General features: G+C 73.3%; 20 protein-coding genes. 9 read left to right on the top strand and 11 right to left on the bottom strand.

The genetic code is table 11. The annotated features are described in order from the left end of the window. Window positions 1-424: 424 nt before the first annotated feature. Window positions 425-1,153 (top strand): NADase-type glycan-binding domain-containing protein, encoded by a 729-nt coding sequence (locus J3P38_RS12825; RefSeq protein ID WP_210503913.1) that lies wholly within the window; start codon window positions 425-427, stop codon window positions 1,151-1,153. A gap of 438 nt (window positions 1,154-1,591) precedes the next feature. On the opposite strand, the gene glnA is transcribed toward J3P38_RS12825, so the two are convergent. Continuing rightward, window positions 1,592-3,013, bottom strand: a complete 1,422-nt coding sequence (glnA, locus tag J3P38_RS12820; protein ID WP_210503912.1) for a type I glutamate--ammonia ligase — start codon at window positions 3,011-3,013, stop codon at window positions 1,592-1,594. Window positions 3,014-3,193: 180 nt separating this feature from the next. On the opposite strand from glnA, the gene J3P38_RS12815 reads away from it, so the two are divergent. Further along, window positions 3,194-3,574 carry an RDD family protein gene (locus J3P38_RS12815; RefSeq protein ID WP_210503911.1) on the top strand — a complete coding sequence of 127 codons (381 nt, stop codon included), beginning with the start codon at window positions 3,194-3,196 and terminating at the stop codon, window positions 3,572-3,574. A 31-nt stretch (window positions 3,575-3,605) separates the two neighbouring features. Here J3P38_RS12815 and J3P38_RS12810 read toward each other — a convergent pair whose 3' ends face one another. Genes J3P38_RS12810 through lipB form a run of 3 tightly spaced genes read right to left on the bottom strand, consistent with a single transcriptional unit; the run spans window position 3,606 to window position 6,054 of the window. Then, entirely contained in the window at window positions 3,606-4,313 is a 708-nt protein-coding gene (locus J3P38_RS12810) for a DUF4191 domain-containing protein (protein WP_210441281.1), read from the bottom strand. 39 nt (window positions 4,314-4,352) lie between these two features. After that, window positions 4,353-5,294: a lipoyl synthase gene (gene lipA, locus J3P38_RS12805; protein WP_210503910.1), complete on the bottom strand. Its 942-nt coding sequence runs from the start codon at window positions 5,292-5,294 to the stop codon at window positions 4,353-4,355. A gap of 37 nt (window positions 5,295-5,331) precedes the next feature. Further along, window positions 5,332-6,054, bottom strand: coding sequence for a lipoyl(octanoyl) transferase LipB (gene lipB, locus J3P38_RS12800; RefSeq protein WP_210441276.1), 723 nt, complete (start codon window positions 6,052-6,054; stop codon window positions 5,332-5,334). 685 nt (window positions 6,055-6,739) lie between these two features. Here lipB and J3P38_RS12795 point away from each other — a divergent pair. Then, window positions 6,740-7,354 carry a hypothetical protein gene (locus tag J3P38_RS12795; protein WP_210503909.1) on the top strand — a complete coding sequence of 205 codons (615 nt, stop codon included), beginning with the start codon at window positions 6,740-6,742 and terminating at the stop codon, window positions 7,352-7,354. On the opposite strand, the gene J3P38_RS12790 is transcribed toward J3P38_RS12795, so the two are convergent. The 4 genes from J3P38_RS12790 to lpdA form a co-directional block, all read right to left on the bottom strand. Continuing rightward, on the bottom strand, window positions 7,300-8,190 hold the full coding sequence (locus J3P38_RS12790; RefSeq protein WP_210503908.1) for a TIGR01777 family oxidoreductase: 891 nt from the start codon (window positions 8,188-8,190) through the stop codon (window positions 7,300-7,302). The genes J3P38_RS12795 and J3P38_RS12790 overlap by 55 nt on opposite strands. Before the next feature lie 114 nt (window positions 8,191-8,304). Further along, window positions 8,305-11,820, bottom strand: a complete 3,516-nt coding sequence (locus J3P38_RS12785) for an ATP-binding cassette domain-containing protein (protein WP_210503907.1) — start codon at window positions 11,818-11,820, stop codon at window positions 8,305-8,307. 118 nt (window positions 11,821-11,938) lie between these two features. After that, window positions 11,939-13,957 (bottom strand): 2-oxoglutarate dehydrogenase, E2 component, dihydrolipoamide succinyltransferase, encoded by a 2,019-nt coding sequence (gene sucB / locus J3P38_RS12780; RefSeq protein WP_210503906.1) that lies wholly within the window; start codon window positions 13,955-13,957, stop codon window positions 11,939-11,941. Between the two features lie 49 nt (window positions 13,958-14,006). Next, window positions 14,007-15,383: a dihydrolipoyl dehydrogenase gene (lpdA, locus tag J3P38_RS12775; protein ID WP_210503905.1), complete on the bottom strand. Its 1,377-nt coding sequence runs from the start codon at window positions 15,381-15,383 to the stop codon at window positions 14,007-14,009. A 132-nt stretch (window positions 15,384-15,515) separates the two neighbouring features. On the opposite strand from lpdA, the gene J3P38_RS12770 reads away from it, so the two are divergent. Continuing rightward, on the top strand, window positions 15,516-15,878 hold the full coding sequence (locus J3P38_RS12770; RefSeq protein WP_246851239.1) for a hypothetical protein: 363 nt from the start codon (window positions 15,516-15,518) through the stop codon (window positions 15,876-15,878). Between the two features lie 36 nt (window positions 15,879-15,914). Here J3P38_RS12770 and J3P38_RS12765 read toward each other — a convergent pair whose 3' ends face one another. Both J3P38_RS12765 and J3P38_RS12760 read right to left on the bottom strand, forming a co-directional pair. Next, on the bottom strand, window positions 15,915-16,469 hold the full coding sequence (locus J3P38_RS12765) for a YceI family protein (protein ID WP_210503904.1): 555 nt from the start codon (window positions 16,467-16,469) through the stop codon (window positions 15,915-15,917). Then, window positions 16,466-16,810 (bottom strand): hypothetical protein, encoded by a 345-nt coding sequence (locus J3P38_RS12760; RefSeq protein ID WP_210503903.1) that lies wholly within the window; start codon window positions 16,808-16,810, stop codon window positions 16,466-16,468. Before J3P38_RS12760 ends, J3P38_RS12765 begins: the two co-directional genes overlap by 4 nt. Window positions 16,811-16,965: 155 nt before the next feature. On the opposite strand from J3P38_RS12760, the gene J3P38_RS18150 reads away from it, so the two are divergent. Then, window positions 16,966-19,812 carry an ATP-binding protein gene (locus J3P38_RS18150; RefSeq protein ID WP_210503902.1) on the top strand — a complete coding sequence of 949 codons (2,847 nt, stop codon included), beginning with the start codon at window positions 16,966-16,968 and terminating at the stop codon, window positions 19,810-19,812. Here J3P38_RS18150 and J3P38_RS12750 read toward each other — a convergent pair whose 3' ends face one another. After that, window positions 19,813-21,324, bottom strand: a complete 1,512-nt coding sequence (locus tag J3P38_RS12750; RefSeq protein ID WP_210503901.1) for a leucyl aminopeptidase — start codon at window positions 21,322-21,324, stop codon at window positions 19,813-19,815. Window positions 21,325-21,378: 54 nt separating this feature from the next. On the opposite strand from J3P38_RS12750, the gene gcvT reads away from it, so the two are divergent. The 4 genes from gcvT (at window position 21,379) to J3P38_RS12730 (ending at window position 24,509) form a co-directional block, all read left to right on the top strand. Beyond that, complete coding sequence (gene gcvT, locus J3P38_RS12745; RefSeq protein WP_210503900.1) at window positions 21,379-22,500, top strand: glycine cleavage system aminomethyltransferase GcvT; 1,122 nt, start codon at window positions 21,379-21,381, stop codon at window positions 22,498-22,500. A 1-nt stretch (window position 22,501) separates the two neighbouring features. Beyond that, window positions 22,502-22,753, top strand: a complete 252-nt coding sequence (locus tag J3P38_RS12740) for a hypothetical protein (RefSeq protein ID WP_210503899.1) — start codon at window positions 22,502-22,504, stop codon at window positions 22,751-22,753. Window positions 22,754-22,792: 39 nt separating this feature from the next. Continuing rightward, window positions 22,793-23,659, top strand: a complete 867-nt coding sequence (locus tag J3P38_RS12735; protein ID WP_210503898.1) for a hypothetical protein — start codon at window positions 22,793-22,795, stop codon at window positions 23,657-23,659. Window positions 23,660-23,723: 64 nt separating this feature from the next. Further along, window positions 23,724-24,509 carry a class I SAM-dependent methyltransferase gene (locus J3P38_RS12730; RefSeq protein ID WP_210503897.1) on the top strand — a complete coding sequence of 262 codons (786 nt, stop codon included), beginning with the start codon at window positions 23,724-23,726 and terminating at the stop codon, window positions 24,507-24,509. Window position 24,510 lies beyond the last annotated feature (1 nt).

Genomic DNA, 24,510 nt, shown 5'->3' with positions numbered 1-24,510 from the left:
GCACGGATGAAAATCTTCCCAAGCGTTATCCCGACATCATCGCAAGATGTCAACAGAGGCGGCTGCTCTCGTGCATGCCGCGCCCGCCATGTCTGGGCCAGCGGCGCCACTCCGCCTATCGCAATCGAGAGCTGACGTCTTCGACAGCGTCGCTTACTCCGGCGGCCGCAGTTAGGGTTGCGCAGCATTCGTGCCGACCCGGGGCCAAGCGGCGGATAGACGCGGGTCGTCGGCCCACGCCGTGCCAGTCAACGACTTTGGCCACAAGTAAGCGGACTTCCGGGGAGCTGGACGACCAAGCGTGCGGCTGTGGCTCCCGCCATCGGGCGGAAGGTCCACCGGCGGGTGGTCGCGCATACCTACTCTCGAGTGGATTGTGCCCACACGCTGTGACGCAGACATTGGCCAGTCCTACAGTCCGACGGTGAGCCGCGTCAAACACGGAACTTCGTCCTCTCCGTCGAGTGTCGGTTCGCGCTGGCGCCGATTGGCAACCACTTCCTTCAAGGACCTTGGCCTTATCGTCATTGCGTTCCTCTTCTCAATCGTTGGGACTGTTGCAGTCGGCACTTCGGTGACAGATTTCGTCGAGATGGTGATCTACAAGGTCCATCACCTGAGGGATGGCGAGCAGCCTGACTGTGCCAACCCCGGTTGGTTCAACGCTGTGCCGAGAGAAAACATCGACGCCTCCGCCACTCGGACGTATACCGGTGAGGGTGAGCTGCAGCACGTGGCAACGAGAACCCTCGACAACGACACCGCCACAGCCTGGGCAGGGCGGGCAGTGGCGCATAGTGGGGAGCAGCTCGAGGTGAGCATCTCGTGGACCTTCACTGGAGTGGTCGGCGACATCAAGCTGTTGTGTATTAAGAACGGCCATGTCGGCAACGGCGATACCTACGCAAGAAACCATCGCATCAAGCAAGCTGAGATTGGTGGGTGCACCGAGGACGTCGGCACCATCAATCTGAAGGACTTTCCTGTGCCGCGTGAGGGCGAATTCCAGCCAGAGTTCCGGAAGTTTCAGACTGTCCGCCTGTCCTGCGACGCAGAATCCGTGGTGACGCTCCGGATCACAGCGACGTTCCCGGCAGCCGACGACTCCCATCAGGTCGCCATCTCTGAGGTGCGCTTCTTCAGCGGCACGTGAGCACCGGAGCTATGGCACAACGCGTCCAGCGCGCTCAAGTCTCGGCACGTGAACCCGCAACTGGATGCTCTAGTGCCCCTCGAGCTGGTTAATTGAGCCACCGCCAATATGCTCGAAAGGCAACAGGTCCCCGAGAGCCGGGGTGTGCGATACCTGACCGTCCGCTGGACCTCCACGCATGACCACGTCTGGCTGGCTGGGCGTGCTTAGACTGTAGGACCGGCTGTGCGGTGCGCGACGTTCCCAGGCGGCGGAAAGCTGCGCCGTTGTCTGCGGTATCGCGTGCCTCGTACCGTCCGGGAACAGCGTGCCTGTGGGCCGCACCGGGCCACACGCGAACGAAGAACGGCCCCTGACGCTGGAAGACGTTGAGAGGTGTCTTCGCAGGTCAGGGGCCGTTCCAGGCACCTGCCCTAGTGGCCAAGAGGCCACGCGGGATCAGATGTCGTAGTACAGCTCGAACTCGTGCGGGTGCGGCCGCAGCTGGACCGGCGCGATCTCCTGCGTCCGCTTGAAGTGGATCCAGGTCTCGATCAGGTCGTCGGTGAAGACGCCGCCGGCGGTGAGGTACTCGTGGTCCGCCTCGAGCGCGTCGAGGACCGCTCCGAGGCTGGTCGGCACCTGCTCGATGTCGGCCATCTCGTCCGGCGGCAGCTCGTAGATGTCCTTGTCGACGGGCGCGGCCGGCTCGGTCTTGTTCTGGACGCCGTCGAGGCCGGCGAGCATCAGCGCGCTGAAGGCGAGGTAGGGGTTCGCCGACGGGTCGGGGAAGCGGGTCTCGACACGCTTGGCCTTCGGGTTCGCGCCCGTGATCGGGATGCGGACCGAGGCCGAGCGGTTGCGCGAGGAGTAGACCAGCGAGATCGGGGCCTCGAAGCCCGGCACCAGTCGGTGGTAGGAGTTCACCGTCGGGTTGGTGAAGGCCAGCAGCGACGGGGCGTGCGCCAGGATGCCGCCGATGTACCAGCGCGCGACGTCCGACAGGCCGGCGTACCCGGTCTCGTCGAAGAACAGCGGCTCGCCGTCCTTCCACAGCGACTGGTGCACGTGCATGCCCGAGCCGTTGTCGCCAAAGATCGGCTTGGGCATGAAGGTGACCGACTTGCCCTGCTCCCACGCGGTGTTCTTGATGAGGTACTTGAACTTCATCACGTCGTCCGCGGCCTTGAGCAGCGTGTCGAACCGGTAGTTGATCTCTGCCTGGCCGGCGGTGCCGACCTCGTGGTGGGCGCGCTCGACCTCGAGACCGCAGGCCTCGAGGTTCTTCACCATGTCGGCGCGCAGGTCGCTGTAGTGGTCATAGGGCTCGACGGGGAAGTAGCCGCCCTTGAGCCGGGTCTTGTAGCCCTTGTTGTCGCCGTCGTCCTTGCCGGAGTTCCACCAGCCCTCGACGGAGTCGATGTGGTAGTAGCCCTCGTTGACGCCGGTGCTGTAGCGGACGTTGTCGAAGATGTAGAACTCGGCCTCGGGGGCGAAGTACGCGGTGTCCGCGATGCCGGTCGAGTCGAGGTAGGCCAGCGCCTTGCGCGCGATGTTGCGCGGGTCGCGGCTGTAGGCCTCGCCGGTGATCGGGTCGTGGATGAAGAAGTTGACGTTGAGCGTCTTGGACCGGCGGAAGGGATCGAGGTACGCCGTCGTCGGGTCGGGGAACAGCGACATGTCGGACTCGTTGATGGCCTGGAAGCCGCGGATCGAGGAGCCGTCGAAGCCGAGGCCGTCGTCGAAGACGCTCTGGTCGAACGCGCTCGCCGGAACGGTGAAGTGCTGCATCACGCCGGGCAGGTCGCAGAAGCGGACGTCGACCATCTCGACGCCCTCGTCCTTGATGAACCTCAGGAGCTCATCGGAGTTGTTGAACATTCGGGTTCCTCCTTGACGGCGCGCAGCGCACGTCGAGTTGCAGCGTTCGGGAGCGGAGCCTCGTTGCACCGTGCCGCCACGCTAGAGGGAAGCAGTTTCTGCACCGTATCCCGTTTGTTTCGACCGTGTTACGGGTGACCGGCCGCCGGGCATCGGGGACCCACCTCCTAGGGTGGCGTCGTGACAGGGGCTGTAACACCGGAGCGGACCGCGACCTGGGGACGGCGCATCCTGGCGCTGGGCGTCGACTGGATCACGTGCCTCGCCGTCGTCGAGGGTCTCGTCGCCGTCGGCGTGCTCGCCGGCAACCCGAACGGCCTCGGCACGCTCGTGCTGTTCGTGCTCGAGTCGGCGCTGTTCACCGCGCTGGCGGGCGGCTCCTTCGGCAAGCTCGCCACGCGGCTGCGGGTGGTGCGCCACGACGGCTCCGAGGAGCCGGTGACGCTGCTGCGCGCGCTCGTACGCTCCACGCTCGTCGGGCTGCTCGTCCCGCCCCTGCTGACCTTCGACGGCCGGGGCCTGCACGACCTGGCCGCAGGCACGCGGACCGTGACGCTGTAGCCGCGCGGGCCGACGGAGGCCGGGGGAGCGGTCAGCGGCCGCGCTGCTGGGAGCGCATGCCCTTCATCGACGTTGGGATCGGCCCCTTCGGCAGCGGCAGCTTGCCGCGCTGCGCGTCGAGGGCCTTCAGCCGCTGGAGGATGTCGGTCATCTCGGCCGGCTTCACGTTGCGGCCGAGCTTCTGGACGTGGCGCACGAGCTTGGGCAGCGGCACCTCGCCCTCACCGCGGCCGCAGACGACCTCGTGGATCGGCACCTCGTAGGCGACCCGCTCGTGCTTGCGGCGCTCGGTGGAGAGCAGCTGCTTGACGCGGTTCGGGCTCGAGCCCTCGCCGACGAGGACGATGCCGGGCGGGCCGACGACGCGGTGCACCACGTCCTGCTGCTTGGTGAACCCGACGACCGGGTCGACCTTCCACCCGCGGCGCAGCATCTGCAGGGCGCCGGCAGCCGCCGCGGGCTGGCCCTCCATCTGCGTGTACGCCGCCCGCTGGGCGCGGCGACCGAAGACGAGCAGGGCGCACAGGGCGCCGATGAGGAGGGCGCCGACCACCGAGATGACCCAGCTGAGGACACCGTCGCCCGGCAGCACCCACATCAGGCCGAAGCCGAGCGCTGCGCCCACCACGAAGACGCCCAGGACGATCAGGCCGATGCGCGGATCGCTCCGCTTGGCCATCTGGTAGGTCTGCGTGATCTGCCCGCGGCGCGAGCTGGGCGTGGAGGCGGGAGTCGACATCGTGAGGCCTTGTCCGGCTAGAGGTGGCGGGGGTGGGGATCAGACGGCGGCGGCGGCGCGCGCGTCCATGGCCTGACCGTACAGTCGGCCGGCGCGGTAGGACGAGCGGACCAGCGGGCCCGACAGGGCGCCGGCGAAGCCGATCTCGTCGGCCTCTGCCTTGAGCTCCACGAACTCCTCGGGCTTCACCCAGCGCTCGACGGGGTGGTGCCGCGGCGAGGGGCGGAGGTACTGCGTGATGGTGATCAGCTCGCAACCCGCCGCGTGCAGGTCACGCAGCGCCTGGCTGACCTCCTCGCGGGTCTCGCCCATGCCGAGGATCAGGTTCGACTTGGTCACCAGCCCGAAGTCGCGGGCCTGGGTGATGACGTCGAGCGAGCGGTCGTAGCGGAACGCCGGGCGGATCCGCTTGAAGATGCGCGGCACGGTCTCGACGTTGTGGGCCAGCACCTCGGGACGCGACTCGAAGACCTCCTGCAGGAGGTCCGGCTTGCCGTTGAAGTCGGGGATCAGGTTCTCGACGCCCGTGTCCGGGTTGAGCTCGTGGATGGCGCGCACCGTCTCGGCGTACAGCCACGCGCCGCCGTCGGGCAGGTCGTCGCGCGCGACACCGGTGATGGTGGCGTACTTGAGCTGCATCTTCTGCACCGACTCCGCCACGCGGCGCGGCTCGTCGCGGTCGAGCGGCTGCGGCTTGCCGGTGTCGATCTGGCAGAAGTCGCACCGGCGGGTGCACTGGTCGCCGCCGATGAGGAACGTCGCCTCGCGGTCCTCCCAGCACTCGAAGATGTTGGGGCACCCCGCCTCCTGGCACACCGTGTGCAGGCCCTCGGACTTCACCAGGTTCTGCAGGGAGGTGTACTCCGGACCCATCTTGGCGCGGGTCTTGATCCACTCCGGCTTGCGCTCGATCGGGGTCTCCGCGTTGCGGATCTCCAGTCGGAGGAGCTTGCGTCCTTCAGGTGCGGGAGCGGTCGTCACACCGCTCACTCTACGACGGCGTGTCGGCGCCCCCAACTCACGGTCGGACGAGCTCGATGCGCGGTCCGCGAGCGGGTTCGGGGCGCGGCTCGTAGTCCGGGGTGGCGTCGTAGGGCAGCCACGAGAGGTACGCCGACAGGTGCCGCCGAACGCTCGGCAGCACGTCGGCGACGGTGACGTCGCGTCCCAGCTCGGCGGACAGCGAGGTGACCCCCGCGTCGGCGATCCCGCACGGCACGAAGCGGTCGTACCAGCCGAGGTCGACGTCGCAGTTGAGGGCGAAGCCGTGCATCGTGACCCCCCTGCTGACCCGGATCCCGATGGCGGCGATCTTGCGCTCGGGCCCGCGGTCGTCGGCGCGCAGCCACACGCCGCTGCGGCCCGGCACGCGGGCGGTGGTCACGCCGAGGTCGGCGCACACGGCGATCAGCGCCTCCTCGACGCGACGGACGTAGTCGACGACCTTCACGTGGTCGGGCAGCGCCACGATCGGGTAGCCGACGAGCTGGCCGGGTCCGTGGAAGGTGATCTTGCCGCCGCGGTCGACGTCGATGACGGCCGCGCCGCCGGGGTCGAGGGGCCGCTCGTGCGGGTCGGTGCGCTTGCCGGCCGTGAACACCGGCGGGTGCTCGAGGAGCAGCACCGTGTCGCCGCGGTCGCCGGCAACGACCTCCTCGTGCACGCGCCGCTGGAGGTCCCAGGCGGCGAGGTAGTCGACGGCGGCGTCGCCGAGTCCGGCGACCTGGTAGTCCAGCGTCATGGCGCGAGCCTACGCCGCCGGTCGTCGAGGTGGGTCGGTCGGCTGTCGCGGCGGGCAGCGGGTGCCCGCTGGGGCCCTTGCGTGCCGGGCGCTCGCGCGCTGGGGGCTGCCTGCGTCATACGAACCGGCACGTATGGGTGCGGGTTCGTATGACGCTCGGCAGGGCGGCGCGGCGTACGTCATGCGGACCCGCACCCATACCTGGGGCTTCGTATGACGCAGGCGGGGGCGGGGCTGCGTGCGTCATGCGGACCCGCACCCATACCTACGAGTTCGTATGACGCAGGCGGGGGCGGGGCTGCGTGCGTCATGCGGACCGGCGCCTATACGTGCGGCTTCGTATGACGCTCGGCGGGGGCGGCGGCGTGCGTCATGCGGGCCGGCGCCTATACGTGCGGCTTCGTATGACGCTCGGCGGGGGCGGCGGCGTGCGTCATGCGGGCCGGCGCCTATACGTGCGGGTTCGTATGACGCTGGGCGGGGCGGCCGCGGGGCGGGGCGGCGTACGTCAGGCGGACCCGCGCCTATACGCACGGCTTCGTATGACGCTGGGCGGGTGCGGCGGCGTACGTCATGCAAACCCGCACCTATACGCACGGCTTCGTATGACGCCCGCCGGGCTCCCGGGAGGAGGGGGCTGTGGACGACGCCTGCGAGGCGGCGGCGGATCGGCGACGCTGGCGTGGTGGACCCGCGTCGACTTCTCCCCGTGCTGGGCGCGGCCGCGTGCGCGCTCGTGGTGGCGGCCCTCGTGGTGACGCTGGTCCGACCGGCGCTGTCGGAGCGCACCGAGGCGCTGCCGCAGCGCACCGCGGCGCCGCCGGAGCGCACCGAGGGTCGCGGGCACGACACGCAGCCTGGTACGTCGACCGCCCGGCGCGGACCGGCTGCGGTGCTCGCCGCCTGGGACGCGCGCCGCTCCGCGGCGTGGGCCGCGGGCGACGAGGCGGCGTTGAGGCGGCTGTACGTCTCGGGCTCGAGCACGGGGGCGGCGGACGTCCGGCTGCTGCGCCGCTACCGGGAGCGCGGGCTGCGGGTCGAGGGGCTCACGGCGCAGGTGCTCGCCCTCCGGGTCGCGGCGCGTACGCCGGGGCGGCTGGTGCTGGTGGTCACCGATCGCGTCGTGGGCGGCACCGCCGTGGGCGGAGCCGTGCCCGTGGTGCTGCCCACCGACCGGGCGTCCACGCGCCGGGTGGTGCTGCGGCGCGAGGCGGCGGGGGAGTGGGTGGTGGTCGAGGCGCGGGATCAGGACAGCGCGGCGGCCAGCACCTCGCGGACGTCCTCGTCCTCGAAGTCGTAGCCGGCGCGCTCCAGCGCGGCCGGGCGGGCGTTGACCGACCCGAGCACCTCGGGAGCGAGCTCGCCGGCGGCGACCTTCATGACGGCCGCCGGTACGGCGAGGAACGCCTTGCGGTGCAGGGCGTCGGCGAGGGCTCGGGTGAAGTCGGCGTTGGTGGGGGTGCGTGGGCAGCAAAGGTTGAACGCCCCCGCCACGTCGCGCGACTCGATGAGGTAGCTGACCGCGCCGACCCAGTCGCGCAGGGAGATCATCGGCATGTGCTGCTCGCCCGAGCCGAGCCGCGCACCGCCGCCGGCACGGAAGAGCAGCCGCAGCTGCTTCAGCGGCGGCGAGGTGCGGTCCATCACGGGGGCGGTGCGGAGCACGCAGACCCGCGCCCCGGCCTCGCGGGCCGGTTCGGCGGCGGCCGACCACTCGCGGGCCACCCGGGTGAGGAACGCGTCGCCGCGACTCTCCGAGTCCTCGGTCACCGGGGCGCGGCCGTGGTCGCCGTACCAGGCGATGCCGTTGCCGGCCAGGAACGCCGCGGGACGGTCCGTGGCGGCGATGGTCGTGGCGAGGAGCCGCGTGGTCGAGACCCGCGAGTCCATGACCTCCGACGCCCAGGCCTTCGAGTGCGGGTTGCGGGCGATGGTGGCGCCGGCGAGGTTGACGACCGCGTCGGCGCGCGCGATCACGGCCTCGTCGATGCGGCCGGTGGCCGGGTCCCACCGCGACTCGTGGGCCGACGCGGGCTCGCTGCGCACGAGCGCGGTCACCTCGTGCCCGTGCACCCGCAGGTGCTCGGACAGGTGGGTGCCGAGGAAACCCGAGGCACCGGCGACGACGACACGCATGGCCCCACCCAACCATGCGGGCACAACCCGGGCGCGGGGCGGCGCGCGGCCTGTGGAGGGCGACCCGGGCGAGACCCGGGCCAGCGTCGGGCCAGGGCGGCAGCGGGCGCGGGGTCAGCCGGCCAGGTGGCCCCACCGCGCGGAGAGGTCGCGCCACGGACCGTCGTCGACGACGCGGCCGGAGTCGAGGACCACGACGCGGTCGGCCTGGGCGAGGGCGGCCGCCTTGCTGGTCGCCCCGACGACTGCGGCGCCGCGCTCGCGCAGCGCGCGCCACAGCTCGACCTCCGTGGCGGCGTCGAGCGCGGAGGACACGTCGTCGGCGAGCAGCACGTCGGCCTCGGTCGCCAGGGCCCGGGCGAGGGCGAGACGCTGCACCTGGCCGCCGGAGAGGCGCACGCCCCGGTGCCCGACGAGCGAGTCGGGTCCTCCGGCCTCGGCGACGTCGCGCCCCATCCGGGCCGCCTCGAGCGCGGGCACGACCGAGCGCTCCGGGTGGTCCAGGGCGACGTTGTCGCGGAAGGTGCCGGAGAGGACGCGGGGGACCTGCGCCACGTGGGCGACACGCCCCGGTCGCAGGGTGGCCTGGGGGTCGTCAACCACGCGACCGTTCCAGAGGATGTCGCCGGTGCTGCTGACCAGCCCGGCCAGCGCCCCGAGCAGGCTGGACTTGCCCGAGCCGACCTGGCCGAGCAGCAGCACGAGCTCGCCGGCTCGCACTTCGAGGTCGACGTCCTGGACCCCGAGGGTCCCGTCGTCGTGGACGGCCGACACGTCGCGGAGGGTGAGCGTGCGCAGCGGCTCGCGCTCATCGGCGGGCGGCGCGTCGGCGGTGCCCGTGGAGAGGTCCATCCCGCCGGGCAGCACCATGAGGTCGCCGCCGCCGGCGAGCGCGCTCGTGGCGTGCATCCACGCCCGGGTGCCGGGCGCCTCGGTGACCACTGAGCCGGCCACGCGCCCGAACCAGTCGAAGCCGCTCACGGCGTTGGCCACGAGGAGCGCGGTGGCCAGCCCCCAGCGGCCCGACAGCAGGCCGGCCCAGGCCGCGACGACGCCGCACTGGACCATGACGACCGGTACGCCGTCGAGCAGGGTCTGCACGCGGTGCTCGCGCACCGCAGCGTCGACCCGCCCGCCGTCGACCTCGCGCAGGTGCCGGTGCAGGTGCGGCGTCGCGGCCGCGAGCTTCACGGTGCGGATGGACTCGAGGGTGGACACGAGCGCCTGCCCGAAGCCCGCGCGGGCCGTGGACGCCGCGGCCGCCGACCGGCCGGCGACGCGCCGGCCGAGCGACGAGGCCAGCGCGGAGGCCGTCATCACGGCCAGCAGGATCGCGCCGGCCAGCCACGTGCCGGCGATGAGGGCGGTCAGGCCCGCGACCAGGAGGCCGTTGACGAAGTCGACCCAGCGGTCGGTGTAGCGGGCGATGCGGTCGGCGTCCATGGCTCGGGCGACGACCTCACCGGGCGGGGTGCGGACGAGCCGGTGCTGGGCGGTCTGGCCTCCCAGGACGGCGGCACGCACCCGCATGCGGACCTCCACCCACCAGTGCGGATAGGTCCAGAAGGCCTGGGACAGCAGGAGGGGGCCGACCATCAGCGACGCCACCAGCGCGACGAGCAGGAGGCGCGAGACCTCGCCGTCCTGCAGCGAGGTGACCACGTGGCCCCACACGAAGCCGGTGACCGCGCCGTAGGCGCCGGTGACGGACGCGGCGAGGAACAGCGCGGCCCCGAGGATCCCCCACTCCGGCTTGAGCCTGATGCAGTGCCACACCTGGCGCAGCAGCCCGAGCGGGGGCTCGACGTGCGGCGGTGGGGGCGGGGTGGTGCTCCGGCGCACCGAGCCGATCGCCGCGTCGTCGTGGTGGTGCTCCTCGACGACGACCTCGTGCGCGGCGGCCTCGAGGAGGTCGCGGAAGGGACCGTCGACGGCGGCGAGCCGGCTGCGCGGGCCCTGCTGCACGACCCGGCCCGACTCCAGCACGGCCACCTGCTCGGCGCGCTCGGTCGTGGAGAGGCGGTGCGCGACGAGGATGCCGGTGCGTCCGGAGATCAGTCGGTCGGCGGCGCGGACCACCCGCGCCTCGGTGACGGGGTCCATGCGGGCGGTCGCCTCGTCGAGCACGACGACGCGCACGTCGCGCACGAGCAGCCGCGCGAAGGCGACGAGCTGCTCCTCGCCGGCGGACAGGCTCGTGCCGCCGGGGCCGAGGAGGGTGTCGAGCCCGTCGGGCAGCCCGGCGACCCAGTCGGTGAGCCCGAGCTCCTCCACGGCGGCGACCACCTGCTCGCGCGGTGCGTCGCCGAAGAGCGTGATGTTGTCGGCGAGGCTGCCGGCGAGGACCTCGGTGCGCTGGGTGACGACCCCGACCGCGCCGCGGAGCAGCTGCAGGTCGAGGTCGCGGACGTCGGTGCCGCCGAGGAACACCGAGCCGCGCGGCGGCTCCACGGCGCGCGAGAGGAGCGAGGCGAGGGTGGACTTGCCCGAGCCGGTGCGGCCGACCAGCGCGCACGTGTGGCCGGCGGGGACGGTCAGGTCGACGTCACGCAGCGCGAACGTGCCGGTGCCGTAGGAGAAGTCGAGGCCGCGCAGCTCCACGGCGAGCGGTCCCGGCGGGAGCGCGGCGCCGCCTACCGGCTCGGCCGGGACGGCCAGCATGCCCCGCAGGCGCAGGACGGCGCCCATGCCCTCCTGGAGGTCGGGGAGGTGGCGGGCGAGCATGTCGACCTGGCCCACGAACATCGTGGTGACGAGGAAGAGCGTGACCAGCCGCGCGGTCGACAGGTCGCCGTGCAGGACCAGCGCGACGCCCAGGAGGCCGGTCGCGGCCAGCACGCCGTGCAGCAGGGCGCCGCTGCGGCGGGTGACGCTCACCTCGACCGCGAGCACCGCACGCAGCCGCCGGTGGATCTCCGCAGCCAGCTCGGCGTTGCGTCGCAGCACGTGGGGCCGGCCGAGCGAGGTGCGGACGTCGTCGCGCGCCGCGACGCCCTCCTCGGTCGAGGCCGCGTGGTCGGTCCACGCCGCCTCCTCCAGGACCTTGCGCTCCGCGATCTGGGGGAGCAGGCGGCGGATGAACCACCACACGAGCACCGCGCACAGCGGGAACAGGAACACCGACGGCCACCAGGTGACGCTGGCGACGACCCACAGCGGTCCGGCCGAGAGCAGCGTCCGCAGCGCCATCCAGACGCCCCAGCGCATCAGCTGCCCGACCTCCCACGTGTCGTCGTCGATGCGGTCGAGGACCTCGCCGACGGCCTGCTCGGAGAGCTCCGACAGCGGCTGGGCCATGGCGGCGTCGATGAGGTCGGCGCGCAACCTGCCCTCGGCACGGTCGATCACGGCCGCCCACATCGTGCGGGCGGCGGTGTCGACGAAGGCGCCGCCCACCACGCACAGCGCGAGCAGGCCCACGAGGGTCGACGAGGGGGTCTCGGCCAGCCGCCCGGCGACCACGCTGCCGAGCGACGAGGCGATCGCACCGACGAGCGCCAAGGCCAGGCACGCCACGGCCAGCGGACGGCGTACGCGTCGCCAGTCGACGGGGACCCGCCCCGGGGGAGGGACGGGTGCGGGGTCAGCAGGAGCCGCAGAGGGGTGCGCGGCGAGTTCGGTCGCAGTCACGGTGGGTCCCACGGTAGACGTCGGCACCGACGTTGCGCTCCGGGTTTTCGGGTGGTGCAGCGGACGCCACAGGACCCCGGTCGCCAGTGGCGATCGGGGTCCTGTGGAGGAACGGGGCTCAGACCTCGAACTGACCCGCCTGCAGGCGCTTCTTGACCTCCTGCAGGAAGCGGCCGGCGTCGGCGCCGTCCACCAAGCGGTGGTCGTAGGTCAGCGACAGGTAGACCATGTGGCGCACCGCGATCGTCTCGCCGAGGTTGGGGTCGTCGATCACGACGGGACGCTTGACCACCGCGCCCGGGCCCAAGATCGCGACCTGCGGCTTGTTGATGATCGGGGTGTCGAAGAGCGCCCCGAAGCTGCCGAGGTTGGTGATCGTGAACGTGCCGCCGGACAGCTCGTCGGGCGTGATCTTGTTGGTGCGGGTGCGCTCGGCGACGTCGGCGATCTTCTTGGCCAGGCCGGCGATCGAGAGGTCGCCCGCCTCCTTGACGACCGGCGTCAGCAGGCCCTTCTCGGTGTCCACGGCGAACGCGATGTTCTCGCGGTCGTAGTAGGTCACCTCGCCCTTCTCCGCGTCGATGGCGGCGTTGAGCTTCGGGTGCAGCTTGAGCGCGTCGATGGCCGCCTTGGCGAAGAACGGCAGGTAGGTCAGCTTCACGCCCTCGCGCGCCAGGAAGTCGGCCTTGACGGCCTCCCGCATGCGAGCGATGGCGGTGACGTCGACCTCGGTCACCTGGGTCAGCTGGGCGGCCTCGTGGAGCGACTCGGTCATCCGCGTGGCGATGACCTTGCGCAGTCGCGACAGCGGCTCGGTGGTGCCGCGCAGCGGCGACGGGGACGCCGACGACGGCGCGGCGGCCGCCGGCGGGGCACCGGCAGCAGCGGCGGCCGGGGCCTGCTGCTGGGACTGCTGCTGGGACTGCTGCTGGGCGGCGGCCGCGTCGAGGACGTCCTGCTTGCGGATGCGCCCGCCCACCCCGGTGCCCTGCACCGAGGCGAGGTCCACGCCGTGCTGGTCGGCCATCTTCCGCACCAGCGGGGTGACGTACGCCGACTGGTCCCGGCCACCCTCGGACGAGCCACCGGCCGGGGGCGCGGAGGGCGCCGGCGGCTGGGCGGCGGCGTCGGTGCGCTGCGGCTCGGGCTCGCCCTGCGGGGCGGGCGCGTAGGGCGCCTCGCCCTTCGCCTCCGGCTCCACCTCCTGCTGCTGGCCCTGCTGCTGGCCCTGCTGCTGGCCCTGCTGCTGGTCCTGCTGCTGGTCCTGCTGCTGGGGGGCGGGGGAGTCCTGCTTGTCCGACTCCGGCGTCTCGTCGCCGGCGGGCAGATCGCCCTTCTCCTCGGCGATCTGCTGCTCCTGCTCGGCCTTCTTCTGGGCGTTCTCCTCGTCCTTCGGCTGGGCCTCGGCGGACTGCGGCTGGCCGCCCGCGTCGCCGGAGCCGATGACGGCGAGCTCGGCGCCGACCTCGACGGTCTCGTCCTCGTTGGCCTTGATCTCCAGCAGGGTGCCGGCGACCGGGGAGGGGATCTCGGTGTCGACCTTGTCGGTGGAGACCTCGAGGAGCGGCTCGTCGACGGCGACCTCGTCACCGACCTGCTTGAGCCAGCGGGTGACGGTGCCCTCGGTGACGGACTCGCCGAGGGCCGGCAGCGTGACGGGGGTGCCGCCACCCCCGCCGCCGGACACACCGGAGCCACCGGAGGAGGCCTGCTCGGCGGCCGGCTCGGACTGCGCCGGGGCGTCGGCCTTCTCCGACTCCGGCGTCTCGTCGCCCGGGGGCAGGTCACCGGTCTCCTCGGCGACCTGCTCCTCCTGCTCGGCCTTCTTCTCCGACTCCTGCTCGTCCTGGGGCTGCGCCTCGGGCTCGGCGGAGCCGGAGACGTCCCCGGCCGACTCGCCCTCCTCGCCGACGACGGCCAGGACGGCCCCCACCTCGACGGTGTCGTCCTCGTTGGCCTTGATCTCCAGCAGCGTGCCGGCGACCGGGGACGGGATCTCGGTGTCGACCTTGTCGGTGGAGACCTCCAGCAGCGGCTCGTCGACGGCAACCGTGTCACCGACCTGCTTGAGCCAGCGGGTGACGGTGCCCTCGGTGACGGACTCGCCGAGTGCGGGGAGGGTGACTTCGGAGGCCAATGTGGTTCCTTCGCTCGCGTGTGGGTGGGGATTCGGTGGTGCGGAGGGGTCAGGAGTGCGCGTGGAGCGGCTTGCCCGCCAGCGCCAGGTGGGCCTCGCCGAGGGCCTCGTTCTGGGTGGGATGGGCGTGCACGAGCGGTGCGACGTCCTCGGCGTGCGCCTCCCAGTTGTAGATCAGCTGCGCCTCGCCGATGAGCTCGCCGACCCGATCGCCCACCATGTGGACGCCGAGGACCGGGCCGTCGGCGAGGCCGACGAGCTTGACGAAGCCCTGGGTCTGCAGGATCTGGCTCTTGCCGTTGCCGCCGAGGTCGTAGGTCACCGTCGTCACCGCGTCGCCGTGCAGCTCCCGCGCCCGGGCCTCGTCGAGACCGACGGAGGCGATCTCGGGGTGGGAGTAGGTGACGCGCGGGATGCCCGACTCGTCCACGGGCCGCGGGTCGAGCCCGGCGATCTCCTCCGCGACGAAGATCCCCTGCTGGAACCCGCGGTGGGCGAGCTGCAGGCCCGGGACGATGTCGCCCACGGCGTACACGCCGTCGACATTGGTGCGGCAGCGCTCGTCGGTGAGGACGAAGCCGCGCTCCATCGCGATGCCCTGCTCGGCGTACCCCAGCCCGTCGGTGGACGGACCGCGGCCGACCGCCACGAGCAGCACCTCGGCCTCGAGCACGTCACCGCCCTCGACGGTCACCGCGACGCCGGTGTCGGTGGTCTTCACGCTCTGGAACGGGGTGCCGGTGTGGAAGGCGATCCCGCGCTTGCGGAACGCGCGCTCGAGGGCCTTGGAGGACGCCTCGTCCTCGGCGGCGACGAGCCGGGGGAGGGCCTCGACGATGGTCACCTCGGCGCCGAAGGACCGCCACACGCTGGCGAACTCGCAGCCGATGACGCCGCCGCCCAGCACGATCACCGACGCCGGGACGCGGTCGAGGCGCAGCGCGTGCTCGGAGGTGATGACCTTCTCGCCGTCGACGTCGAGGCCGGGCAGCGACTTGCTGTAGGAGCCGGAGGCCAGGACCACCGATCGCCCGGTGTACGCCGTGCCGTCGACGGTCACCTCCCGCGGGCCGGTCAGCGTGCCCGTGCCCTGGATGACCGTGATGCCGCGCGACTTGACCAGGCCGGTCAGGCCCTTGAAGAGCCGGTCGACGACCTTGTCCTTGTAGGAGTTCACGCCGGCCATGTCGATGCCGTCGAGGGTGGCGGTCACGCCGAACCGTGCGGCGTCGCGGGCCGAGTCGGCGACCTCGGCGGCGTGGAGGAGGGCCTTGGTCGGGATGCACCCCACGTGCAGGCACGTGCCGCCGAGGTTGCCCTTCTCGACCAGACCGACGCTCAGCCCCAGCTGGGCCGCTCGCAGGGCGCAGGCGTAGCCGCCCGAACCAGCCCCGAGGACGAGGACGTCGAACTCACCGTCCGCCACAGATTTCCCTCCGCATGCTGTCTGCTCACGCCCTGGTTGGGCGCGACCATCTTTGCACTCTTCGTGAGCCTGTCCACACCGGGTCGGACCGAACTCAGGCGTCGCGCACGGGCGCCCGGCACAATGTGCGCCATGGGCCTGTTCGACCGATTCCGCCGCAAGGGGCGCACGAGTGCTCCGGCGCGCGACGCCGCCCGGACCGGCTCCACCCGGGTGCGCGCCGCCGACAGCGAGGACCTGCGGCACCTGGAGAGCTTCGTCGCCACCAGGCAGGGCGTGGAGGGCTTCGTCGAGCCGCGCACCGCGGTCAGCGACGTGACGATCCTGCTGGTCGCGCACGACGGTGAGTGGACCCGCCGGCGGGTGCCGAGCGTGAAGTGGGCGCACGAGTTCGCCAATCGCCACCGCGTGCCGTCGTACGACGCCGCGGTGGTCGGCGTGCCGCAGCGGATGCGCGACTACAACCGGCGCAAGAAGGAGACCGGCGGCCTGTAGGGCCGCCGGTCCACGGACCCGCGAGCGCGCGGGTCGTCACGCTCCTCGGTCTGGTCCCGAGGAGGTCCGCGCGGGTGGGGCGAACGCGGCGTCGATCTCCACCCGGACCCGGTGCCCGATGAGGAACGCGGGAGCGGTCACCCCGAGCCGGCGCCGGTCGAGCTCGGCGCCGGCGCGGAAGGTGCACCGGTCCCGCGTCTGCTCGGTCGCGGTCACCTCCAGGACCAGCTCGACCAGGGCCCCGTGGCCGGTGAGCCGGCCCGGCACCTGCCACGTGTGCGCACCGGAGCGGCGCGCCGGTCCCCCGTCGAAGGCGAGAGCGGGGTACCGCTCCGTGTCCAGCAGGCGGGGCGAACGGAGGTCGCGGTCGCGCCGGCTGTTGCCGGTGTCGATGCCGGTCAGGTCGAGCGCCGCGTGCAGCCGCACCGGCTCGCCAGCGGTGTCCACCTCGAACGACGCCTCGCGGACCGGGATCCGGCCGCGCACGGTGCCGACCCCGAAGTTGTGCACCGCGAAGCGCGCCTCGGTCAGCGGCAGCAGGCAGGCCCACCGCCCGGTCGCGAGGGCGAGCGTGTCGGCGGTGGCGATCATGACGACACCGCCTCGAACGGCGCCGACGTCGTGGTCATGTGCTCCACGACGTAGCGCTCGACCCGGTCGGGGTCGGTGAGCAGGGCGGGGTCCTCGCCGGGCATCAGCTCGGTGTTCATCACGATCTCGCGCACGAGGTCGAGGCCCGCCTCGGTGCGGGTGCACACGACGACCGCCTCGGCGCCGTGGGGCTGGCGCAGCACGAGGGTGGCGACGTGCTCCTCGCGGAAGCGCTCGTCGGCCGCCAGTGCCGGCTCGATGCGGTCGCGACCGGCGCGGGTGCTGGCGGCCACGATCTCCGGGCTGCGTGGCCCGTCGAAGTAGACGATCTCGGCGTGCATGACTCCTCCTGTGGGTCGGGGCTGGTGTGGGAACTCCTTCGCCAAAGCCTCGTGCCGTGCGCCGCAGGTCGCGTCAGTGCCAGCACGCATCCCCCCACTGATCCGGCGCGGCCGCGGGACTGACCGGGACCGTGTCTCAGCGCGATACTGGGCTGATGGGCGTCGTGGTCGGGCGGTCGGAGGAGCTCGCGCAGGTCCGGCGCGCGCTGACCGAAGCCCGGGCGGGGCAGGGGCGGCTCCTGCTGGTGACCGGACCGGCGGGCATCGGCAAGACGGTCGTGGCCGAGGCGGCCTGTGCCGCGGCCCGGGGCGAGCGCATGGGCGTCGCGCTCGGGTACGCGGTCGACGACCCGGGCGCGCCGCCGCTGTGGCCGTGGCTGCGCGCCATGCGGGACTGGCCCGAGGCGACGCGCCTGTTGCCGGCGCGCAGCGCCGACCAGAATCCCGCCGCCCGGTTCGAGCTGTTCGTCGCCGTCGCCGACGTCATCCGCGACAGGTCCGGCCCAGACGGCCTGCTGCTGGTGCTCGAGGACATGCACTGGGCGGACCACACGTCGGTCCTCCTGGTGCGTCACCTGGTCGCCGAGCTGCGCCACAGTCGCGTCGCGATGTTGCTCACCAGCCGCGAGGGCGCGCACGGCCCGCTGGCCGACGCCGAGCCCGACCTCCTGCGCAGCGACGCCGCGGTGTCGGTGGCGCTGGCCGGGCTCACCGCTGCCGACGTGGCGGCCTGGGTGCCGCACCTGCCCGGCGGCCACCTCGAGCGGGTCCGTCGCGCTGCGACGCTGTGGCGGGCCACCTCGGGGAACCCGCTCCTGGTGCGGCTGCTCGCCGAGGAGCTCGGGCGCCGGGACCTGCCGGTGGAGGACGACGAGGTCGGCCGGCTGGTGGGGCAGCGCCCGCGCCTGCGGCGGGTGGTCGCCGCCCGGCTCGACCCGCTCGACGTGGAGGCCCGCGAGGTGGCCGAGGCCGCTGCGGTCCTGGGGGAGCGGGTGGCTCCCGACGTGCTCGCCGAGGTGGTGGGGGAGCGGGACGACCGGGTGCGGGCGCTGCTCGACGAGCTGGTCGCCGTGGGGTTGCTGCAGGACTCGGCGCCCGGGGAGCTGCGCTTCCAGCACGCCCTGGTGCGCGACGCGGTGTACGCCGGCGTGCCGACGGAGCGTCGGCGCACGCTGCACCGCGCTGCCGCGGCGGCCCTGGAGGCGACGACAGGGACGGGGCCCGGCTCCGGCAGCACGACCGGGATCACCGCGCCGCGCACCGCGGCCGGCTCGATCGCCCACCACTGGCACCGGGCCGGCGGTCAGGAGGACGCCCGGCGGTGCGCGCGCTGGGCCGAGGTGGCCGACGACGAGGCACGCGCGTGCCTGGCCTTCGACGACGCGGTGGGCTTCGCCGCGCTCGCCGTCGAGGCGGCACGGCGCTCGGGCGCGTCCGGCGAGGCCCTCGCCGGCGTGCTGGTGCGCCTCGCCGAGGCGCAGTTCCTCGGTGACCGTGTGCCGGAGGCCCTGCGGACCTGCCAGGAGGCGGCCGCGCTGGCTGAGGCGGCGGGTCGCTCGGACCTGCTCGCCAGCGCGGCGCTGGTGGTGCAGGGCCTGGGCGATCCCGGCGCCAACCGCGTGGTGACCGAGCTCGGCACCCGCGCGCTGGCGTGCGTGGACGCCGGCGACCGCGCCGTGCGGGCGCGCCTGCTGGCGCAGCTGGCCGTGGGCGCGGCCGAGACCGACCAGGGAGCCCGCGCAGGCGCGCTGGCGGAAGAGGCGCTCGCCGAGGCGGAGCGGTCCGGTGACCAGGACGCGATCCTGGACAGCATCGCGGCCCGTCACCTCACCATCAGCGTCCCGCACACGGTGCGCGAACGGCTCGACCTGGGCCGTCGGGCCGTGGAGCTCGGCGCTGCCGCCCGGCGGCCGGTGGCGGCGCTGTGGGGCCACCTGTGGCGACTGGACGCCGCCTTCCAGCTGGGCAACATGGCGGCGGTCGACGAGGAGCTGGCCCAGGTCGAGGCGGTCGCACGTCGGCACGGGTCCGTCCTCGCCCGCTGGCACCACCTCCGCTACCGCGCGGTGCGGGAGGCGCTGGTCGGGGACTTCGCGACCGCCCGGGCGACGAACGACGCCGCCCGCGTCGTCGCCGAGCAGATCGGCGACCTCGGCATGGCCGGGATGGACCACGCCTTCCGCATCGAGCTGATGCGGGTGCGCGGCGTGTACGACGACGAGCCGCAGGCGTGGGAGTGGATGCTCGCGCACGCGCCGCCGTTCCCGGTGGTGCAGGTGGCCAGGCCGATGCTCCACGCGCTCGCGGGGGACCTCGACACCGCGCGCGCCGAGTTCGAGCGGTTCCGCCACCTGCCGTCGACGTACCCGGTGGGGGTCCGCTGGGCCGGCACCATCGGCCAGGTGGCTGCGGTCGCGGTGATCCTCAAGGACGCCGAGGTGTGCGCCGAGGCCTACGACCTGTTCCTGCCGTTCGCCCACGAGTACAGCGGCGACGGCTCGGGCGGGGTCTTCAGCGACGGCGCCGTCGCGCGGTCGCTCGGCGACTACGCGCGGGTCGCCGGGCGGCCCGACCTCGCCGTGCGGCACTACCGCGACGCCGTGGCGCTCAACGCCCGCATCGGGGCGCGGCCGTTCACGGCGCTGAGCCGTCTCGGGCTGGCGCAGGCGCTGCTGGAGCCCGACGGCTCGCCGGGGGACGACAGCCGGGAGGAGGTGCGGCAGCTGCTGGCCGCCGCGGTGGGCGAGCTCCGGCGGCTCGACATGCCCGGCCCGCTCGCGACCGCCGAGCGGCTGCTCGGCGCGCTGCCCCCCACGGCGGGCCCGCTGACCCCGCGCGAGCGCGAGGTGGCCGGTCTGGTGGCCGAGGGCCTGAGCAACCGCGCCATCGCGCAGCGGCTCTACCTCTCCGAGCGCACGGTGGAGACCCACGTGCGGCACGTGCTGGCCAAGCTCGGGCTCACCAGCCGCGCCGAGGTGGTCGCCTGGGTGCTGCGCAGGTGATCAGCCGGCTGAGGTGGCGAGCGAGCGCGCGTACTCGACGAGCGTGGTGACCCCGAACCCGGTCGCGCCCGCGGGGACGTGGCCGTAGGGGCTGCCGGTGTTGATCTCCTTGCCGGCGATGTCGAGGTGCGCCCACGGCAGCCCGCCGGTGAACTCGCGCAGGAACGCCGAGGCGTACAGTCCGCCGCCCCACCGCACCCAGTCGTGCTGGAGCAGGTCGGCGACCTTGGAGCTGCTGATCCGCTCCGCCATCTCCTCCGGGATCGGCATGTGCCAGTGCTGCTCACCGGCGGCGACGCCCGCCGCCAGGACGGCCGGGACCTGGTCGTCGGTGCCCATCACGGCACCCACCTTGTCGCCCAGCGCGAGCTGCATGTGACCGGTGAGGGTGGCGATGTCGACGACGACGTCGGGTCCCTCCTCGACCGCCAGCGCGAGCGCGTCGCCGAGCAGCATCCGCCCTTCGGCGTCGGTGTTGGCGATCTCCACGGTGGTGCCGTTGCGCATCGTGATGACGTCGCCGGGACGCGTCGCCGTGCCCGAGACCATGTTCTCGGCCATCGGCGCGTACGCCGTGACCTTCACCGGCAGCCCGAGGCGGGCGATCGCCAGGGTCGCCGCGACGACGTTCGCGGCCCCGGCCATGTCGCCCTTCATGTTCAGCATGCTCGAGGACGGCTTGATGGTGAGCCCGCCGGAGTCGAAGGTGACGCCCTTGCCGACCAGCGCGAGGTGTGTCACCGCATCCTTCGGCGCCCAGGTCAGCTTGACGAGCCGCGACGGCGAAGCGGAGGAGTTGCCGACGCTGAGGATGCCGCCGCACCCCATGTCGGCTAGCTGCTCGTGGTCGAAGACCTCGAGCTGGACCTTGGGTGCCCCGCGTCCCTTGGTCACCTCCTTGTGCGCGGCGCTCACGAGCTCGGCCAGCAGCGGGGGAGTGCAGTCCCGGGGAGGGGTGTTGACCCAGTCGCGAGCGAGGGTGACCGCGTCGGCGAGGACCTGGGCCCGCTCGAGCGCCTCGGCGGCCTCGGCGCGGCGGGCGAGGGGCGTCAGCACGACGACGTCGTTGGGCTCACCGGCCTCGGGCTTGGTCGACTTGTAGGCGGTGAAGGTGTAGCCACCGAGGCGGTGGCCCTCGACGACCGCGGCGACCAGCTCGGGGGTGTCGCTCGGGAGCGCGAGGGCGACCGAGGCGGCGTTGGCGACGCCGCGCGCGGCCACGCCCGCGGCCCGGCGTACGGCGACCGGGTCGGACGGGTCCTCGCCGAGCCCGACGAAGACGAGCAGCGGGGCGTTGACCTCGTCGCGGGTCGGCGCCTTGACGGCCTCGCCGGCCTTGCCGGTCACGCCCATCGTGGAGAGGAACGGCCGCAGCCTGCGGCCGTAGGCGGCCGTGACGTCCGCGGCCGCGTCGCACAGCCGCGGCCCCTCCTGGCCGGCGACGACCCCGACGACGACGGCGTCGGCTCGGGTCTTGGCGGGGCTGGCGCTGCGGAGGGAGTACGAGGTCACCCGGGCATGTTAGGCGAGCCCTGACGCGCCGCACGCTGAGGTAGGTTTCGCGGCATGGCCGGATCGCTCAAGCAGTCGCCCCTCCACGACCGACACGAGGCCCTCGGGGCGAAGCTCGCGGAGTTCGGCGGCTGGTCGATGCCGCTGGAGTACCGGACCGGCGTGGTCAAGGAGCACACCGCGGTCCGTGAGGGCGTCGGGGTCTTCGACGTCAGCCACCTCGGGAAGGCGATGGTGTCGGGTCCCGGCGCGGCCGACTTCGTCAACGCCACGCTGTCCAACGACCTCGCCAAGATCCGCCCGGGCAAGGCGCAGTACACCCTGTGCCTCGACGAGTCGGGCGGCATCGTCGACGACCTCATCGCCTACTGGCACGACGACGAGCACGTGCTGCTGGTCCCCAACGCCGCCAACGCCGGCGAGGTCGTGCGCCGCCTCGGGGCGGCCGCGCCGGCGGGCGTCGAGGTCGTCGACCACCACGACGACTACGCGGTCCTCGCCGTGCAGGGCCCTCGGTCCGACGAGGTGCTGGCGAGGGTGGGCCTGCCGACCGGGCACGAGTACATGTCGTTCGTCGAGGCCCCGCTCGCGTCGGCGGGAGGCGGCGACGGCCCCGGCGTCGTCGTGTGCCGCACGGGCTACACCGGCGAGCGCGGCTACGAGCTGGTCGTCGCCAACGAGGCAGCGGGTCGGCTCTGGGACGACCTGCTGGCGGCCGGCGAGGAGTGGGGGATCGTCCCCTGCGGCCTCGGCGCCCGCGACACCCTCCGCACCGAGATGGGCTACCCGCTGCACGGACAGGACATCAGCCTCGACACCAACCCGGTCGAGGCGGGGCTGTCGTGGGCCGTCGGGTGGCGCAAGGACGCCTTCTTCGGCCGCGACGCGGTGCTGCGGGTCAAGGAGGAGGGGCCGAGGCGACGCCTGCGGGGACTGCTCGCCCTCGGGCGCGGCATCCCGCGTCCCGGCATGAGCGTGACCCTCACCCAGGACGTGCCTTTGGCCGACATCACCTCGGGCACCTTCTCCCCGACGCTGCGGAAGGGCATCGGACTGGCGCTCATCCCGGCGACGATCGCCGAGGACGCGCAGGTCGGCGTCGACATCCGCGGCCGGCGCGAGATCTTCCAGCTGGTCAAGCCGCCGTTCGTCGAGACGTCGGTGAAGGAGTCCTGACGTGCTTCCGGGCCAGCCCCCCACCTTCCGCCAGCCGTCGGCCGCCGATCGGCCGTGGTGGTGGCGCCTCGAGGACGCGGCCGGCCAGCCGGTCGAGGTCGCGGGTCACTCCGACCAGCGCTTCGGCACCCAGGGCGACGCCGAGTCGTGGGTCGGCGAGACGTGGGCCGAGCTCGCCGAGCAGGGCGTCGCAGCGGTGACGCTCTTCGAGCACGACCGTCAGGTCTACGGGCCGATGTCGCTGTCCGCCTGACCATCCGGCACCCGCCCGGCTCCGAAGCATCCCCGGGAGGTGGTCGCGGCGGAGGACTCGGACTTCACCCGGTACGTCGACGCGCGCTGGGCCGACCTCGTCGGCGGGCTGGAGGACGAGGGCGTCCCGGCCGAGGACGCCCGGCTCGCGGTCGCGGAGACGCTGCTGGCCAGCCACCGCTCGTGGGAGCGGCGCGTGCGCGAGGAGCAGGTGGACGTCACCCTCTGGGCCGAGGCGCGGGGGCGTGCCGGCCTCGACGCCCGGCCCGGCGAGCCGGTGCCGCACGGCGTACGTCCACGCCGCCCGGGCGACGGACCGGAGGACTGGCTGGACCGGGCCTCGCGGCTGCGCTCGGCGCGGCGTCGGCGCGCCGCCGGCCGCGCGCTGGCCTGCCTGGTGGCCGCGTCGGTGCTCGCCGTCGGGTGGGCCTGGTGGGCCGCACGGCCCGCCCCGCCCGAGGTGCGACGGGAGGCCAACCCGCTGCCCGTGACCTGGTACGCCGAGGGCGAGCTGCACCTCGCGGAGGTGGTCGTGCGGCTGCCGGACGTCGACGCGTTCGTACCGTGGGGCACCGGAGCGGCGGTGCGGCTCGGGTCGGGGGAGGTGGTCCGGGTCGACGCCGACGGCGACGTGCACGCCGTCGACGCCGTCCCCGAGGCGCTGGACGACCCGGTCGCGCCGCCGGAACTGCTGGAGCTCGGGCGGGACGACCTGCTCGTGCAGAGCGTGCCGGTGCCGGGCGGCGGGTGGGCGCACCTGCTCGACTCCTCGCGACGCCCCGCCGCCGAGGACGCCGTGCGTCAGTCGGAGTCGGGACGCCGCGCACTGGTGCTGTGCACGGCCGAGCTCACCTGTGGGGAGCCGGTGACCATCACGCAGGTCGACGGCTCGATCCGGTTGCGGTGACACGACGCGCGGGGCCGTCGCGAGGTCGTATGGGGATCGCGGGGAGGCCGTAGGGTCGCGAGCCGTGGCGGAAGCAGTGTGGACAGGCGTGGCGCAGGCCTACGCGCGGAGCTTCGCCGGCCTGTGCGCCGGCGCGGTCCCGACGCTGCTCGACGATCTCCCGCCCGGGAGCCGCCTGCTCGACGTGGGCTGCGGCACGGGCACGCTCGTGCAGTCGGCGCGCGCGGCGGGCCACGACGCCCTCGGCGTGGAGCCCGACCCCGAGATGGCGGCCATGGCCCGGGCCCGGACCGGCCCCGGCTCCGAGGTCGCCGTCGGAGCGCTGCCCGACCTGCCGTACGCCGACGACGGCTTCGACGCGGTCACCGCCGGCTTCGTGCTCAACCACGTCGACGACCCGCGGGCCGGTGCCCGCGAGCTCGCCCGGGTGGCCGCGCCCGGCGGCCACGTGCGGGCGACGATCTGGGGGAGCGCGCCGCCGCCGCAGGCGGTGCTGTGGAACGAGCTCCTCGACGCCGCCGGTGCCGTGCCCACGCCGGTGCCGCGCCTCCCGGCGGACCGCGACTTCGCGCGCTCCGCCGCCGGGCTGGCAGGGCTCCTCAGCGAGGCGGGCCTGGCGGTGACCGACGCGGCGACCGCGTCCTGGCGCTGGCGCGTCGCCCCTGCCGACCTGTGGGCGGGGCTGACGGCGGTCGGCAGCTTCGGCGTCGTCTGGCGGGCGCAGTCGGCGTCCGTGCAGGGCCGCGTGCGGGAGGCGTACGACGCCCTGGACGGACGCTGGCGCGACGGCCCGGACTTCGCCTTCGACGTCTCGTGCGTCGTCGCGCTGGCCCGGGTCCCGAGGTCGTAGA

The sequence above is a fragment of the Nocardioides xinjiangensis genome (genome assembly GCF_017916455.1).
In the GTDB taxonomy this organism is placed as follows: Bacteria; Actinomycetota; Actinomycetes; order Propionibacteriales; family Nocardioidaceae; genus Nocardioides; species Nocardioides xinjiangensis.
This window is presented reverse-complemented; position numbering and strand designations above follow the sequence as displayed.

Excerpts from the sequence above, each read along its gene's own strand:
- J3P38_RS12770 (WP_246851239.1), top strand. The coding sequence starts at position 15,516 with ATGGGCCTGTTCGACCGATTCCGCCGCAAGGGGCGCACGAGTGCTCCG.
- J3P38_RS12760 (WP_210503903.1), bottom strand. The coding sequence starts at position 16,810 with ATGCACGCCGAGATCGTCTACTTCGACGGGCCACGCAGCCCGGAGATC.
- gcvT (WP_210503900.1), top strand. The coding sequence starts at position 21,379 with ATGGCCGGATCGCTCAAGCAGTCGCCCCTCCACGACCGACACGAGGCC.
- glnA (WP_210503912.1), bottom strand. The coding sequence starts at position 3,013 with ATGTTCAACAACTCCGATGAGCTCCTGAGGTTCATCAAGGACGAGGGC.
- J3P38_RS12790 (WP_210503908.1), bottom strand. The coding sequence starts at position 8,190 with ATGCGTGTCGTCGTCGCCGGTGCCTCGGGTTTCCTCGGCACCCACCTG.
- lipB (WP_210441276.1), bottom strand. The coding sequence starts at position 6,054 with ATGACGCTGGACTACCAGGTCGCCGGACTCGGCGACGCCGCCGTCGAC.
- J3P38_RS18150 (WP_210503902.1), top strand. The coding sequence starts at position 16,966 with ATGGGCGTCGTGGTCGGGCGGTCGGAGGAGCTCGCGCAGGTCCGGCGC.
- J3P38_RS12765 (WP_210503904.1), bottom strand. The coding sequence starts at position 16,469 with ATGATCGCCACCGCCGACACGCTCGCCCTCGCGACCGGGCGGTGGGCC.
- J3P38_RS12810 (WP_210441281.1), bottom strand. The coding sequence starts at position 4,313 with ATGTCGACTCCCGCCTCCACGCCCAGCTCGCGCCGCGGGCAGATCACG.